The sequence below is a fragment of the Trichodesmium erythraeum IMS101 genome (assembly GCF_000014265.1).
In the GTDB taxonomy this organism is placed as follows: domain Bacteria; phylum Cyanobacteriota; class Cyanobacteriia; order Cyanobacteriales; family Microcoleaceae; genus Trichodesmium; species Trichodesmium erythraeum.
The window spans coordinates 6,731,091-6,746,514 of record NC_008312.1 but is presented as its reverse complement, the minus strand read 5'-3'; the positions used below and the strand labels follow the sequence as shown (position 1 = coordinate 6,746,514).

14 protein-coding genes are annotated in these 15,424 nt (G+C 33.3%); 6 read left to right on the top strand and 8 right to left on the bottom strand.

Annotation, left to right across the window (positions count from 1 at the left end; translation table 11 throughout):
- Nucleotides 1-877: 877 nt before the first annotated feature.
- From TERY_RS21140 to TERY_RS37590, 4 genes are all read left to right on the top strand, one after another.
- Complete coding sequence (locus TERY_RS21140) at nucleotides 878-1,459, top strand: DUF3727 domain-containing protein (RefSeq protein WP_011613694.1); 582 nt, start codon at nucleotides 878-880, stop codon at nucleotides 1,457-1,459.
- A 137-nt stretch (nucleotides 1,460-1,596) separates the two neighbouring features.
- Entirely contained in the window at nucleotides 1,597-2,685 is a 1,089-nt protein-coding gene (mltG, locus tag TERY_RS21135) for an endolytic transglycosylase MltG (protein ID WP_011613693.1), read from the top strand.
- A 181-nt stretch (nucleotides 2,686-2,866) separates the two neighbouring features.
- Nucleotides 2,867-3,424: a YqeG family HAD IIIA-type phosphatase gene (locus TERY_RS21130; RefSeq protein WP_011613692.1), complete on the top strand. Its 558-nt coding sequence runs from the start codon at nucleotides 2,867-2,869 to the stop codon at nucleotides 3,422-3,424.
- Between the two features lie 580 nt (nucleotides 3,425-4,004).
- Nucleotides 4,005-4,127 carry a hypothetical protein gene (locus TERY_RS37590; RefSeq protein ID WP_370496022.1) on the top strand — a complete coding sequence of 41 codons (123 nt, stop codon included), beginning with the start codon at nucleotides 4,005-4,007 and terminating at the stop codon, nucleotides 4,125-4,127.
- 827 nt (nucleotides 4,128-4,954) lie between these two features.
- Here the strand turns inward: TERY_RS37590 and TERY_RS21125 are convergent.
- The gene (locus TERY_RS21125; protein WP_011613691.1) at nucleotides 4,955-5,536 is read right to left on the bottom strand and encodes a hypothetical protein; all 582 of its coding nucleotides are present in this window, start codon (nucleotides 5,534-5,536) and stop codon (nucleotides 4,955-4,957) included.
- Nucleotides 5,537-5,856: 320 nt separating this feature from the next.
- Here TERY_RS21125 and TERY_RS21120 point away from each other — a divergent pair, with 320 nt between their 5' ends.
- Entirely contained in the window at nucleotides 5,857-6,255 is a 399-nt protein-coding gene (locus TERY_RS21120) for a gamma-glutamylcyclotransferase (protein ID WP_011613690.1), read from the top strand.
- Between the two features lie 777 nt (nucleotides 6,256-7,032).
- Here TERY_RS21120 and TERY_RS21115 read toward each other — a convergent pair.
- From TERY_RS21115 to TERY_RS33780, 7 genes are all read right to left on the bottom strand, one after another.
- Entirely contained in the window at nucleotides 7,033-7,485 is a 453-nt protein-coding gene (locus TERY_RS21115; protein ID WP_011613689.1) for a putative transmembrane anti-sigma factor, read from the bottom strand.
- A 256-nt stretch (nucleotides 7,486-7,741) separates the two neighbouring features.
- Nucleotides 7,742-8,398: a sigma-70 family RNA polymerase sigma factor gene (locus TERY_RS21110; RefSeq protein ID WP_011613688.1), complete on the bottom strand. Its 657-nt coding sequence runs from the start codon at nucleotides 8,396-8,398 to the stop codon at nucleotides 7,742-7,744.
- Between the two features lie 605 nt (nucleotides 8,399-9,003).
- Nucleotides 9,004-9,528 carry a molybdenum cofactor biosynthesis protein MoaE gene (locus TERY_RS21105; RefSeq protein ID WP_011613687.1) on the bottom strand — a complete coding sequence of 175 codons (525 nt, stop codon included), beginning with the start codon at nucleotides 9,526-9,528 and terminating at the stop codon, nucleotides 9,004-9,006.
- Between the two features lie 515 nt (nucleotides 9,529-10,043).
- On the bottom strand, nucleotides 10,044-11,039 hold the full coding sequence (locus TERY_RS21100) for an aspartate carbamoyltransferase catalytic subunit (RefSeq protein WP_011613686.1): 996 nt from the start codon (nucleotides 11,037-11,039) through the stop codon (nucleotides 10,044-10,046).
- Nucleotides 11,040-11,625: 586 nt separating this feature from the next.
- Complete coding sequence (locus TERY_RS31355; protein ID WP_081432500.1) at nucleotides 11,626-11,739, bottom strand: PEP-CTERM sorting domain-containing protein; 114 nt, start codon at nucleotides 11,737-11,739, stop codon at nucleotides 11,626-11,628.
- Nucleotides 11,740-11,814: 75 nt separating this feature from the next.
- The gene (locus tag TERY_RS21095; RefSeq protein ID WP_044136980.1) at nucleotides 11,815-12,027 is read right to left on the bottom strand and encodes a hypothetical protein; all 213 of its coding nucleotides are present in this window, start codon (nucleotides 12,025-12,027) and stop codon (nucleotides 11,815-11,817) included.
- 478 nt (nucleotides 12,028-12,505) lie between these two features.
- Nucleotides 12,506-12,661 carry a hypothetical protein gene (locus tag TERY_RS33780; protein ID WP_155994553.1) on the bottom strand — a complete coding sequence of 52 codons (156 nt, stop codon included), beginning with the start codon at nucleotides 12,659-12,661 and terminating at the stop codon, nucleotides 12,506-12,508.
- Between the two features lie 1,464 nt (nucleotides 12,662-14,125).
- Here TERY_RS33780 and TERY_RS21085 point away from each other — a divergent pair.
- The gene (locus tag TERY_RS21085; protein WP_011613685.1) at nucleotides 14,126-14,902 is read left to right on the top strand and encodes a PEP-CTERM sorting domain-containing protein; all 777 of its coding nucleotides are present in this window, start codon (nucleotides 14,126-14,128) and stop codon (nucleotides 14,900-14,902) included.
- Nucleotides 14,903-15,424 lie beyond the last annotated feature (522 nt).

The window sequence follows — 15,424 nt, the reverse complement described above, 5'->3', positions numbered from 1 at the left end:
GTAAAGGCTAATTTTGATAGATAAGTAGCAATAAAAATATAATTGGTTAGGGTTAGGGTAGCTGTTTAATTGACGAATTATGTTCAACTTAGGAAGTGTAAAATGCAGAATTAAAGAGGTTTTTTAATAATTTTATTTTTCGTTAAATACTTTGGTTATATTACACCTTATTAGTGCTTATTGAGTATAGTGAAAAATACTATTACACAAAGGTAAGCTAAAATCATACACTGGATTACAATAGATATCTCAAAAAAAACGTTTTCTTGCCCCTGGCTCCCCCTTTCCTAAATTGGCATTTTTGGAGATATTGTAATTAAAAAGTAAGTGAAAGGTGAATCACAGCTATGGCTATGATAGGAGTTGGCAAAATAACATACAAAAATAGTAAATAAAAAAAATATATTTCCACTTTCTATTCTGCTAATAAGTTATAATTAAAGCACGAATTTATTACCTACGAAAACTTAAACATAAAAAGATTAGGAAAAATAAGATTAAGCAAATCAATCTACAATGCAGGTGGGAGTTAATTCCTAACTATTTTAATGATCAAAGCCTTAGCATTAGGTCGTCCCCAGGACTTAAATGCTGGCCAGAAAGCTATAGGCGTGAATCCAAAAAGCACAAGTCAAGATTGCTCATATTGTCAGAACACATACCCTAAAAAATTATTAGAGATAACCCATTCCTATCCACTATCCACATTGTAAAATTGTGGTATGTCGTGCTCCGCAGCCAGAAATATTAAAGACAGGGCAGAGACCCCTCCTTGAAATACACGCTTGTCTGATGCAACAGCGGAACTGGGAAGCGAGAGACCCAAACTATACCGCAAGGTTAGTATGGGGTTATATCACATTAACAAATAATTAAAATGCCTAAAATGTTTTCATCCCCAGAATCACAAGAAAATGGACAATCTCAAGAAACCTATATCACTTTAACTGATGAGGCAGAACGAATACTATGTTGTACTATAGAGTATTCTCTAGAGTCAGATGATGAAGAGTATGTAATGTTACTACCATTAGACTTACCTGTTGAAATATTTACTTGGGGGCCAGAAGATGTAGAACAAGCAAGTATTCCTGTAGATAATGAATTAGAAATTGATAAAATTTTTGATACTGCTAAAGTTGTCCTTGAAGAACAAAACCTAGTCTTGCAAAGAACAGCAATAACGTTAACTGTTACTGGGGAGTTACCAGAATGGGGTGAAGATGAACTAGATGAAGTAGATGAAAATGATGAGGCCAGTGAATATTATGAAGAATTGGCAACTTTTTTGTATGAAGATCGGAAATACGCTATATACACACCATTAGATCCATTTTTGATTCCAGCTCGTAAAAGTGATAATGGAAAACTGGAATTACTTTCAGAAGAAGAGTTTAAGCAAATTCAGCCAATGGTTCAAACAATGCTAGAAAATCAATTGTTTAATGATATGGAGTAAAGCATTTGTAGGTTTTAGTAAATTCAGTCCTTTGGTCAAAGATTTAGCACTTAGTAATACTCTAGAATAGTCGAATCATAATTTTTACGACAAACTTAAGCTTAGAGCAATTTTGTTGCCCCATATTAACCAATCAAATGAAAAAAAGTATTAAACTTATTTCCAATCGTGCCTTATTTTACTTGGCCATTCTACCTGTAAGCTGTGGTGTTTTTGCTTGGCAGGGTTGGAGTTGGTGGAGTTGGGTAAGTAGACCTGTAGTTTCACCAACATCCTCTACTCAGTCTTCACAAGCTAATGCTATAAGAATTAAAATTCCTGTGGGAACTTATGGTCAACAAATAGGTGAGTATTTAGAAGATGCTGGTATTATTCGCTCTGCAACAGCTTGGAATTTATGGGTAAAATGGTTGAGTCTACAAAATCCCAATCTTGAGTTTAAAGCTGGAACTTATAATTTATTGCCTACAGAACCACTAAGCGCGATCGCAGATAAAATTCTACAGGGAGATGTAGTTAAACTCAGCTATGTCATTCGTGAAGGATGGTCAATTCAACAAATGGCTGCATATTTGGATGATGAAGGTTTTTTTCCAGCTGCTGATTTTATTGCAGCAACAAAAAATATTCCCTATGATAAGTTTCCATGGTTACCAACTAATATACCTCATCTAGAGGGTTATTTATTCCCAGATACTTATAAAATAGTAGCGGATAATATTACTCCAGAAGCTATTATCAATCAAATGATAGGACAGTTTGAACAAGTAGCTTTGCCAGTTTATCAGAAAAACCAGAACAATACAACAAAATTGAGTCTTCATGAATGGGTAAGTTTAGCAAGTATTGTAGAAAAGGAAGCTGTAGTTGCACAAGAACGTGGTTTAATTTCGGGGGTGTTTAATAACCGTTTGGAACAGGGTATGAGGTTAGCAGCAGACCCAACAGTAGAATATGGTCTTGGTATTCGTCAAACGAAAGATAAGCCTCTTACTTATAGTCAGATTGAAACTCCTTCACCTTATAATACTTATATGAATACTGGGTTACCACCAACTCCTATTTCTAGTCCAGGTAAGGCCAGTTTGGAAGCAACTCTTAATCCAGAAGATACAGAATATTTGTATTTTATGGCTCGCTATGATGGTACCCATATTTTTAGTCGTACTGCTAGAGAACATGAGGCTGCTATTGCAGAGGTAGAGAGATTGTTATCATCTCAGTAATTGTGATCCATTTTATTATGCTTGGGATTACTTTAGTAAATAGTAATTTTGTAGATTTTTTTGATGCTTAAAAAAGTGAAAATTAGCGACTTGTTAATAAATATTTTTTTCTATTTATACTCTGCTAATTTTTTACTTTATAATTGAGCAGCTGAAAATTATTGTTATAAATATTAATATTATGTGTTGGGGTAAACTTTTACAACCAGATTTAGTTCTGGGTAACTCAGTCTTAAGTCTAACATTAGAAATTCTCCAAAAATATCAAATTCAAGGTTTGGTGTTAGATGTAGATGAGACTATTGTGCCAATTCACCATAGTCAAGCTTCTCCTGAATTAGCTGTGTGGGTAGAAAAAATTAAAAGTGTAGCAAGTTTATGGTTAGTCAGTAATAATCTTAGTCAAGATAGAATAGGTCGAATTGGTGATTTACTCAATATACCTTATATTACTGCTGCTGGGAAACCTTCTCGTCGTAAGTTAAAAAAGGCTGTTGATGCGATGAATTTACCAGTAGAAAAAGTTGCTATGGTAGGCGATCGCTTGTTTACTGATGTTTTAGCAGGAAATCGTTTAGGAATGTTTACTATTCTTGTTGAACCTATATCTAGTAATGGTTTAGAATTTTCTAACTATAAAGTTCGTTCTTTTGAAGTATGGGTTTCTCAAATATTAGGAGTATCTTTGAATTTGACTACTCACTCTTTGATTTATGATCATAAAAATGATTTTATGTAACTATTCAGCTCTCAGCTATCAGCTTCATTACCTTTAGAGGTTTCAAAGAATTAAAAGTAATATAGTAGAAATGAAACCAATGCTTACTTAATTCATTGGTTAGCTGATAGCTGACCACTAATGACTAAATGCTGATAATTTTTGAATGCTGATGATTTTATTTTTATAAGGGTTTTTTTAAGTTTTTTCAGGACTCACTCTTCTAACTATGGAGAGGGAGTAAAGCAGTTGGTAAGGATAGTTTATGCAATGTCCATAAGGAGGAAATAGTTAGGTATATTGGTCTGTTGACTTTTCTGTAACTATTCTCATCAAAATACTAACTTATGTGAGGGCTTTAGATATGTGCTCAGGCACTTTTTTCAATCACAAAAGGGTTTGAGGCCATATCATTGAATACTCTAAGATTTAATCAGCAAAGCTTAATCAAATGATAAAGTTTGGCCAATAGGTTTCTGAGTTTATTAGAGTAAATAGCAATTCTAAATAGGTCATAAAAGATATCATGGTAAAAATAATATCTCTACTTCACTAGATAAAAAATGAATATTATAGATGAACTAGATGATTTTATATTTCAGTGAAAAGAGGCCAAAGAAATAACGGTGGTGCAGAGGGTAACGTGTGGGATGATGAGTTAAGTCGTTCCAAGTTTAGGGTGCGATCGCTCATCCTGCCTTTTTTGCTGCTGTATTGTTTTTAAGAGCATGGATCCAAATCCAATTTAAAGAAGCAATTGGAGTACTAAAATTTGTTCAATGACTCTTCAGGCTGGCAAAACTATTTCTACCAAATAACATAATGTAGTTTTTGAGTCTAATCAAAGTTATGATAACGAACCTGAAAAGGGCAGTTAGGACTTGGAAAAAAACTAAAAATAATTCTACCAAAAACAATGAATTAGTGAAAGCAAAAAAAGTTAGAGGGGATAAATTGACTAAATAGCAACCAGAAATAGAACTCAGACAGCAAGCAGTATTTATGATTGAGGAATGTAATCTGCTATGAGGACACCTTTGAGGTTATATTTAGGAAAAATATATCAAAGAAGAAAAATTCTGATAAAAAATGAAAAATCAATGCTTACTTATTCTTCTACCTTAGACTATCAAAGCTAATAATTTATTCCTATTGAAAAGAATTGGAAATACCGAAAAGACCATGAAATTTATTACATATTTACAGAAGTAAAGGCTGGGAAAAAGATGGGCAATACTTGGGGATGAAGATACTGATCATAGTTGGAGAGAATTGCAAGAATATTTAATTATCATTAATACAGAAAAACCCGAAGCAGAATGATGGATAAATTGTACATAATTTACTCCAAATGCCCCGGAGCAAAAATCCGTTGAAGATGTTTGGTAACCAGGCAAAAATTTCATCAGATAATTTGAATATTTTTGCAGTTATTTGAAGTCTTTGGGGATCTGTTTGAATATTAGACTTTACCAAATTTTTTCAGTATGAAATCTTGCCACGACCAATAGGCGGACTGCTATATTTTTTCTAAAACTACTTAATCGATCTTTAGTTCTTAACTTCTGCTATTTCTATTACTCGACTATTCCAGTCTTTAACTAATAAATTCAGGGGCTTTTCAGACCTAATTTTGTACTTAATACCTCTTATTTGTACACGCATTAATATTTGTTCTAAACAGTCTTTATCAAAACAAACATGACGTTGGTGATTTTTAGCACCGAGACTCGCTCCACTGATAATATGTAGTTGAGTGTTTTTCATTAATTGATACCACAAACCATCTGAAACTGCTGTTCCTTGGTTAGTAGTACTCAGTCTGGTATAATCATTTGATAGGTAAAGTGGATCCATACCAGTTGCTCCTAATGTTTGTTCATAATTATAGTAGTAATGTAAAGGTACTTCTGCTACTGGTAACTCTAGCATCCCTTCATATAATTGTTGGGCGATAGCTAAGTCGGAAACCATTATTGTATGAACTTTTGGAGCGCTAGTCAGAAACATCCACATAGCTACAGCATAAGCAGCTAATAGCATGACCATTATTCCCTGAGTAGAAAATAGACTATCAAGGGGCAATTGTGGTAAAAAAGCACTTATGTGAAACTTAGGAAGCAATAAAGCCATAACATTTACTGACATCATTCAATCAGATATAAAGTATTATTATAAATAGGTTTTTTTGACTTTACCACAAGTTTAATTTAAGTTTTACATTACTGCTATACTATGGCACGCTATATATAGTAAAGTTCTCGCTGTGTATTGACAATTTTTGTTATGAAGACTTACTTTATAGGATTTGGACTGTCAATATGCCATAGCTCACTGCTATAAGCCAAGGAATTATCAAATTATTTCAGTAGACAATTTATGTAGAAAATCTTTTAAGGGTATCTTCAATTTAGCTTGAAGTTTAGGAACTGGTTCCCCAGAAGGATGTTAAAGTGAAGTATATTAAAGTGTTTGTCTATGGCACTCTCAAACCAGGGGAGGTTAATTATCAGTTTTACTGTGCTGAATATGTTGTGCACTTTTTTCCAGCGGTGGCAAAGGGTGTGCTGTATAAACTACCTATTGGTTATCCGGCAATGACTAAAGGAGATAGTAATGTGCATGGATTTGTCTTATTATTTAAAAATCCTTTGGTTTTATCAGAACTTGATAAGTTAGAAGATTATCATCCGAAACGTTCTCCAGAGAAAAACGAATATCAAAGACAAATTATTAATACCTTTAGCTCTGATGGAAAATATCTAGGTAAAGCTTGGAGTTATTTAATGTCACAAGAAAGGGTAGAGTTACTTGGGTCTCAAATATTACCTGGTGGGCTTTGGAAACCTTAAAGCTATAGTAAAATTATACCTTAATTCCTGTTGTTATAAGGTATGCTAATACCACTTAGTTAACCAGTTTTTAAATGTTGAGGATTATTAACTCCACTGCAATGCCTGATGATTATATCAAGCATTTTTTGTATTAAGTGGGAGAAAAACTATGCCCCAAAAAAGATTTCAGTTAGGAGCATCATAATTCAATAGGATAACTTTCAGGAGAGTGTAGAGATAAACTTAGGACTTTTAGCTCCCAGAAAATATTGTTAGACATCTGCGAAAAACAAATAGACCGTGATCAAATCGTAAAAAATATAAATTTTCCACTAGATTATGAGTAGTATAGTTGAATATATTCAAAATAATTACCGAAGAAACGCAACCTTTACTAGTTATCAAGTATGAACAGCTAGAATAAATATTGAAACAAGTTATTTTTTAACTTTTTTTTAGTATGAACAGCTAGAATAAATATTGAAACAAGTTATTTTTTAACTTTTTTTTAGTTTGTTTCCGGATAGGTATATTTATTTTGTAATAATAAATTAGTCAATAAAATATAAAAATGAGTAAAAAATAGATGGTATTTTAGGGGTAATTGTTATACTAAATATCTATATTTTTAAGAATGATTATATTTTGCAAATCAACTATTATTTTCGGTTTAGTTATCACTTCCTACAAGAAAGTTCTATTAAGAAGTTTTTGACTATTTTCGGAGGTCGAAATGTCTATTGTTTCTCAGTCTACTTCATAAGGAGCGGAAACTACTATTAATTTTTTTTAGGTTTAATATGCTTGGGGAATTTGTAGCAATGGTTCATTTACAGTTAAAATAACATTATCTGGGTTAAGTGTTTCTATAACGGGTTCATTTAAGGCAATTTGTAAAGTTTCAGAATCAGATACTTCCGCCAACTTAGTTACAGGAGAGCGAGTAGTAGAAATAAATCCTGATATAACTGCTATGCATAGACCAACAACTGCACTACCAACTAACACAAAATTGCGTTTCGATCTACGGTCAATTTTATTAAATACTTGTTCGATGGTTTTGTCGACAGGTTCTAGTGTTATATCTATTGGTATTCTTTGAAATTCAGAATGTAGTTGTAGTAGTCTTTCATAAAGATGTTTAGCAACTGGATCTGTCTCTAATAAAGCTTCTACTTCTCTGCGTTGTGATGGTGTCACCTCATCATCAATGTATGCACTTATTAGTTCAATTTTTTCTTGTTTCATCGTTTTTTTCCTACTTTGAAGATGATGACAAAACTCATCTTAATTCAATTTTTTACTCATACTTGTAAATTATGGAGTTAAGATTTATTTATCAAAAAATAAATTTGTTTGGCAATTAGTTTTTTTTACTTAAATTTAGCTAAACTTTAGGTATATATTGAAATATTGTTAGTTTTTAATATTGTTAGTTTTTTTGGATAGATTTTTGAATAATTTACAAGAGAATGTAAGAACTTAATGTAGCTTATTAAAATCATCAAATATCTAAATATTTTTGGAGCTGCAATTGTAATCTTTGTCTAGCTCTAGCAATTCTTGATTTAACAGTTCCTAGAGAAACTCCTGTAATTTCTGAAATTTCTTCGTATGATAAACCCTGAATTTCTCTCAAGATAATAGTTACTCTGAATACTTCAGGTAATTGAGCGATCGCATCTCTAAGATGATCGTAAAATTCTTGTGTGGTTAATTGTTCTTCTGGTCCTGGTTTATCTGTAGCAATTTCCCAATCTACTATACCATCATCTAAAGTCAAAGGAGCGTCCAACGATAGAGGTGGGGTAATTCGTTTTCGTTTCCGTAACTCGTCATAAAATAGATTAGTTGTTATCCGACTGAGCCAGCTCTTAAATTTTGCTGGTTCTTGTAGGCCTCTAATATTACGATATACACGGATCCAAACCTCTTGGGCCAAATCAGATCTATCTTGCCATTCGGGGGCCAAGTGATATAAGATTTTATCTACATGGAGTTGGTATCGATGTAGAAGTTCTGCAAAAGTTGTACGATCTGGGCGACTACCTTGTTGGCAGCGCAATACTAGATCGTAGTTAGAGAGTTTTTCTGGTGGCAATTCCACTTGCGAAAGGGTTTGTTCTACCTTAGACCACGGTACATACATATATTGACTCATTGGCGGAATTGGCTTAATAATTTTATTTTCCTACTTCACTACAACCCACATTCCCCACGTCAACTTGTAATATTAAAAATACTATAAAAATCCGTTGCTTGTTAGGTATATATAATTAATATATATATTGTATTTATTAACTTTATCTTTATTGGTCATATCCTCAAGAAAATACTAGATATAAATAGGTTAGTTAAAATACTTACTCAAGTAAGACAACTATAATTTTATCCTAACTGCGCTTGCAGGCGGATAGCTATCAGCCTTTACAACTCCTGGACTTTTTTTTACACTACAACGGGTTTCATACGAACATTACATATAGATATGGGTGTTTATTATAAAAAAAGTAATTATATCTAATGACGTGGAATATTTTTAAGAGTTCCTAACTTCTTCTGAATCTCTATTTCACAAGCTCCAAGACTTACCCAAGTATACACAGCTTGTTAAATATTTATTCCTATGGACGACTATGATTTTATCCTAACTTCTGTACAAGGGAATGGCTATTAGCCAGAACCATTGCATATTCTGACTCCTGCATTTTATACTAGAATTTTTTGAATCTAGAACGGGGGTTATATAATACAGTGCAACTATGTTTATAGGCGTGGAATATTTTTAAGAGGTTCCGAGTTATTCTGATTTTCTATTTCACAAGCTCCAATACTTACCCAACTACTTGATCCATCGGCCCAATGTTCTTTTTTCCAGATAGGGGCTGTATGCTTTAAAGTGTCAATAGTATAACGACAAGCTTCAAATGCTTCTGAGCGATGGGGACAACCTATTGCGACTAATACGCTGATGTCACCAACGTTTAAACGTCCCACCCGATGATGAATTACGACTGTATTAACTTCTGGCCATTGATGGCGAATTTCTGTGGCAATTTGCTCGAAGACTTTGATAGCCATAGGTTGATAGGATTGGTATTCTAAAGCAATAACAGATTTAGCGTCTGTTATATTACGAACCATTCCGCTCATTACAACTACAGCGCCATTGCTAGGGTTATCTGCTAAAGCATATATTTCTGCAATAGATAAAGGAGCTATAGTAATAGAAAAGTTATCTTTTTCTTCTTTCAGTTCTCCAGAGAAAGGTGCTGTAAAATTAGAATTCATGGTAGTATAAATATTTTTTTTTCAGTAATATCAAAAATATATTAATTATAGCAAAATTGTGATTTTTTCAGAGGATAAATGAGGAGTTATGAAGATTTATAGCTTCCATTCATGTAATTTGGGTGCAGTGTTATAGTAGGTTGGGGAAAGTCAGAAGAAAAACTTAATTGCATATTTCAAAAACTCAAAATTTATTGCTATTTCACTTCATAAACTATTAAATATGCTGTATGTTTAATTTGAAATAAAAATAGATTATAATATAGTAAGATAATTTAAAGATGAATTGGGGTGGGTATTTGATACCAATTCTCATGAATTAATAATATACTTAGGTCAAATTTCAGTTATTAAGTAATGAAAAAAAATCAAGAATATTATTGCTAATTTGAGCCTAGTTCATGTTAATTATTCTTATTTAGTACTGAGGTTGGATGTAATGTTTCTACCTGATCACCGGCTCAAGATAATAGATGACTGCTGAATGTTTGCACTTAGGCTTTAATTGTTTTTAATTATTGATCAGCTTTGCCTCCTCCTAAAAGATATAGTAAAGCCATTCTGACAGCAATGCCACTGGTGACTTGTTGAGAAATTAGACTTAACTGTGGGTCGTCCATTAAGTCAGAGCTAATTTCTACTCCTCGGTTAACAGGTCCGGGGTGTAATATTTTGACTCCTGGTTGACAAAGTTTTAGGCGATCACGTGTAATTCCAAATAGTTGATGATATTCCCGTAAACTTGGCAGTAAATGTTGACTCATTCTTTCTTTTTGTAGACGTAAAGTCATGACAAAATCAGCTTTTTCTAAGGCCGGTTCGATATCCCAATGTACAAATAATTTTGAGGGTCTTAGTTTTCCAAATTCACCAAAATATTTAGGTAGTAAAGTGGGGGTTCCTGCTAAATGTACTTCTGCACCAGAAGCTGTTAAACTCCAAATATTAGATCGTGCTACTCTAGAGTGCAAAATATCTCCTACAATAGCAATTTTTTTTGTTTCTAAAAGTTCTATTCTGGGTTCAGTTGAATTTAATAATTTACAAATAGTAAATAGGTCCAGTAAAGCTTGAGAAGGATGTTCGTGTTGACCGTCTCCAGCATTAAGAACTCGAACTTGATGACCGTTTCGATCCATGGCAGAGGCGATCGCTGCTGGAACTCCTGCATTTCGATGTCGGATGACCATCATATCTGTTCCCATTGCTAGATAGGTCATTGCTGTATCAAGAATAGTTTCTCCCTTAGTAAGAGAGGAGGTTCCTGGAGCAAAATTTAGGGTATCTGCAGATAAGCGTTTGGCAGCTAATTCAAAACTATTACGAGTGCGTGTTGAGGGTTCAAAGAATAAATTTGCTACTACTTGACCTTGTAATGCAGGTACTTTTTTCATTCGGCGACCCAGAACTTCTTGAAAACTGGTTGCTGTTTGTAATATGATGTTGTATTCAGTGGGTGTAAATTCTGCTAGAGAGAGGATATGACGAGGAGTCCAGATGTTTGTAGACATTTTGGTGTATATTCGTGAAATGATTATCAGTTAATTAATTGGCTTTTATAAATAGCACTATGATATCAGGAGTTACGGATAACTATTCTATATGATGCTTGGGGTTAATGGCTGTTAACCCCTACAAATGTTATATAACTTCATGTGTGTGGGTAAATTCTGATATGAATTTCTAGGCAATAATTTCCATACTTTTATTGTTTTTCTTTGCAGCTTTTCTCAAAGGAATAAGATGACTGGGTTTTTTAAATATATGTTTGCCTACTATAGCAACCTCTGTCGATCCTAAAATAGCTATACCTTTAGTTATTGTAACTTCCTTCTCCAGGAGCTTCCTAGTGATGACACAGGCTAGAAAATTTCAGGATGCACTTAGTAGTTTACGGCATTTGTTTTGTAGTTGTACAAGTTTACCTAGGTCCGCGATATGTATAGGCTTTTAGGCGTTCGCACTCACGCTCATGTAGTGCCCGTAGGTAAGTCCTGTTTGAATTAATAACAGGACTATTCTTGTATCCGAGAAGATAAAATTATATAGTGAATTTTATCTGACTCAGGTGTTGGTGAGATGGGTGGGCTAGAATTTCTAACTATGACGTTTGTGTCTGAATAAAGCGATCGCTACTAAAACCACAATTCCCACTGTGCTTGTTGGTTCGGGAACTGGTGCTGTTTCTTGTTTTTCTATTGTGACTACCACTGACTAGTTGTCTATACCACCAAATATGGAATAACCATTAGCATTAAAACCTGGGGTATTGCCACGGGAAAATCATCATTGAATGTCTACGTCTTGTTCAGAAAAGTCTGGATGCTGGTTAACCCCGCCGCCTATTAACTGAAAATTGCTTTCTGTCAAATTTGTTAAATATTTTTTAGTCCAGCTTGTCTCTGGCTTAATAAAATAGTTATTGCCCACCCCTAGATAAAAATTGCCGTTTTGTTTCAAAGCTAAACCTACACTTTGTCTTTGGCCAAAACCAGACAACGGAATAGATAATAGAGTTTTCAGAATAATTAATAGAAAAAATTGCTCCTTGAGTTTGTGGGCTATGGGTATCGCTATTCTAAAGATGGACTCCCCAAACAGTAGATTTTTGAGAAGGGGAAGATGAGTTAACAGAGTTGACTATACGACGAAATTTACTATCAATATCTCCTGAATTGACTTGGGTTACAGTTGCTGAACCACTTAAGTAACCAGTGTTTTTTCTGGTTAGTTCTCAGTCTTCGTTATTAAATGTTGAGTCGGAGTAAGTAAATGTTCCTGCTTTGGCACTTAAAGCTGACATTGTCGTTATTGAGGCAATAGTTGGAGCTCCCATAATAAGTCTTGATAACTATTTTATGGAAATCATTGAATAGTTTTCTCCTTGCAATAACTTGATTTTAATCATAAGGCACAAATATTAAAAACGAAGATTAAAAAAAATTGTTGAAAATTGACAATATTTAATATTATACTTCTAATTTAGAACAACAATTTTTCCAGGTTCTTGATATTGGTTTTCTTCTTGTTCCACACTCAATAGTAAGGTTTCAGAGTATGGGATATCTGTCAAGGTGAACGTGGTTGCTATTGATGGGGAAGCGATCGCTATCAAAGTAATAATATTGGTCAAGAAAACTATTCTGTTGAAAAAAGATAATATTTGGATAACTCCTATATATAGGTTTTTCGAGTTTCTATTAATTCTTTTTTATTGAGGAGGAAAATTTATGCACTTGTTTAGTGAAATAATAGAAAATAATATATTTCTCAGGACTTCGGCACGGGCAGGTATTAATTGTGAGGTCAAATGGCTGTTGTCCCTATAGAGGTTGGGCCTCAGTGAATTTGCGTAAGTCCTGTTTCTATTAATTTAGAACAACAATTTTTCCAGGTTCTTGATATGGGTTTTCTTCTTGTTCCACACTCAATAGTAAGGTTTCAGAGTATGGGATATCTGTCAAGGTGAAAGTTGTTACTGTGGATGGGGAAGCAATAAAAAAGTTTTTGTTTGTAGTAGGGTTTGAGCTTTATCTATCTTATTACTCAAACTCTGGGATGAGGTTTAACTGAACTATTCAAATGGAAATAATATTAATAATTCATGGTTTATAGTTGATTGCTAACGGCTATTTGCGCAATATTACTCAGGAAATATTTACCTAAATAACTGCATAATTTATAAAATTGCAGACAAGAATATCAATAGAAGAGATGAAGGTCAAACTTGATAAAAAATCATATTTATATCAAAGGTAAAAATATGAATGTTAATAGAGATATCACATAAAAGTTTTCATTTTTATTCAATTTAGAAGAACAATTAGGTGATTTTACAAGGTTTAAACAAGCAAAATAATAACTATTTATTTACTTGTATTGAGTGATTTGTAGTGATTATTATTATTAGGATTTTATCAGATATAGCTTTATCGTCTTTTCTAAATATTGTAAGCAAAGCAAAAGAAGCTGAACTTACATTTAATATCAATGGTGCTAATAAGATACAGACTAATTACTATTATGAGAATGGTGATTTTAGTAGAGATATAGTAGATTTATAATTACCTTACAAAAGATAAAACTATGTATATAATATTTAATATAAAATCATATTGTTTACTATTATTTCCACTTATAGATTATTATGAATAGACCTAAAAAAAAATCAATTCATATATTTTATAGTAGCTGTATCCATAGAAAAAATGATACTATTTATAAAATAGAATGTTTATGAAACTGAATTCCTGTTTCTAGTTTTTATGTTTATTTAATAAAAATGGGATGAAGCAGATGCTAAATATTGTATTGGTTTGTAATATAATATCCTCTAGGGGCTTTGCATTGACAAAAAAACAAAGCATAAGTATAATTATTAGGAGAAATAAGTAAAATAAAAGATTGACAAAAGGGGCAAGTATGTAGATTATTTTTATTTCTGCTATAATTGATGTTAGATTAATCAAAAATATTTAACGAGTAGTTAAATAAATAGGACTTATGCAGGCTAGCTTAGTAAAATAACCATTTATCCTAGAAATCGGCTTTCTTTGCCTCAGTCCGGGGAAATACAACTCTAAGGATCATAATAATTATGAAGGATAAAGCTCAAGTGTCAAAAAAAAATACTCTAACTAAGACAGTACAAACGACAGTTGCTGCATTAGCTAGTACAGTTCTGTTAGGAGTAGGTAACGCTCAAGCAAATACAAAAAATATATTTATCGACGAGTTTCTCGATTTTCAGATGGTTGAGAGTACTGGTCCACTAACTAACAGCCAAGTAGGACCAACAGGTAATATTCTGGGTGGTTACCGGGATATATTTGTTGAGGTAGTAAACAACAATAGTAATAATCCATATCTCAGCAGTAATCTCTCAGTAGTTAACGGAGAAGGATCTTTTAACAACGATGCTGGCATCACTGGGACTGGAATGATACGTTGGGATGGAGTTAATAATTCTCAAACACTAAATCCTCAGGGTTTGGGAGGAATAAATATAACTCAGGGTAATCTAGATAGTATTTCGATGGATATCATGTTAGCCGAGGCTGCTGGTTTAGATATGACCTTTACTATCTATGATATGAACAGCAACAGTTCAAGTATTTCACGGATCCTTAACAGCAGTACGTTGACTTCAAAAGCAGAAACTTTCCTCTTTCAAGATTTTGTTGGTACTGCAGATTTCACTAATGTTGGGGCAATTCAACTAGACATTAGTAGTCCAGAGTCAATGGATGCTATTGTTGGTCCAGTCAGGATTAGTAAGTCTACTCCGGTACCTGAGCCAACTTCAATTTTAGGTTTATTGGCTATAGGCGCTGTTGGTACTGGTTCGATGTTAAAACAGAAAAAGAATAACTAAAGTTATATGGTCATTTCAAATAAGAGTATAACACTTTTTGTTCTGAAGCTATTTCACAAAAAATCAAGCCTCGTCTTGACTTCAATTGAAATGACTATAAATGTTAGGTCAGAGCGATCGCTTCCTAGTTTTAGGAGTGAGTAGTGGTGTACAAGTAGTGATTTTTGCAGTTAGACTCATGAGAGAGAAAAAGAGTTTACCTGTAAATATCACTTGATCTACAGGACTACCCAGGAGCGATCGCTTTATAAGTGAAAATCATATTTTATGTAGCAGGAAAATAAGCCGTGATCAAATTTATGGGTTTCAAGATCGGAATGCTTCAAAATTCTGACAAACTTAGTAAATTTAAATCGCGAGCAAGAAGAACATTAACTTGAGATCCATGGGCAGTGATCAACATCACAGTATCATCTAGGTCACAGAGTAGAAAAAAATTGACAACAGTTGTTAGACAAAATTGTGATTACTTTTGGGTTCTGGAAATGAAAGGCTCCACTATTCTCATAACTCTATTCTTGC

What these genes read in the sequence shown, in the direction of transcription:
- TERY_RS21140 (WP_011613694.1), top strand. Translation starts at nt 878, where the DNA reads ATGCCTAAAATGTTTTCATCCCCAGAATCACAAGAAAATGGACAATCT.
- mltG (WP_011613693.1), top strand. Translation starts at nt 1,597, where the DNA reads ATGAAAAAAAGTATTAAACTTATTTCCAATCGTGCCTTATTTTACTTG.
- TERY_RS21130 (WP_011613692.1), top strand. Translation starts at nt 2,867, where the DNA reads ATGTGTTGGGGTAAACTTTTACAACCAGATTTAGTTCTGGGTAACTCA.
- TERY_RS21125 (WP_011613691.1), bottom strand. Translation starts at nt 5,536, where the DNA reads ATGGCTTTATTGCTTCCTAAGTTTCACATAAGTGCTTTTTTACCACAA.
- TERY_RS21115 (WP_011613689.1), bottom strand. Translation starts at nt 7,485, where the DNA reads ATGAAACAAGAAAAAATTGAACTAATAAGTGCATACATTGATGATGAG.
- TERY_RS21110 (WP_011613688.1), bottom strand. Translation starts at nt 8,398, where the DNA reads ATGAGTCAATATATGTATGTACCGTGGTCTAAGGTAGAACAAACCCTT.
- TERY_RS21105 (WP_011613687.1), bottom strand. Translation starts at nt 9,528, where the DNA reads ATGAATTCTAATTTTACAGCACCTTTCTCTGGAGAACTGAAAGAAGAA.
- TERY_RS21100 (WP_011613686.1), bottom strand. Translation starts at nt 11,039, where the DNA reads ATGTCTACAAACATCTGGACTCCTCGTCATATCCTCTCTCTAGCAGAA.
- TERY_RS21085 (WP_011613685.1), top strand. Translation starts at nt 14,126, where the DNA reads ATGAAGGATAAAGCTCAAGTGTCAAAAAAAAATACTCTAACTAAGACA.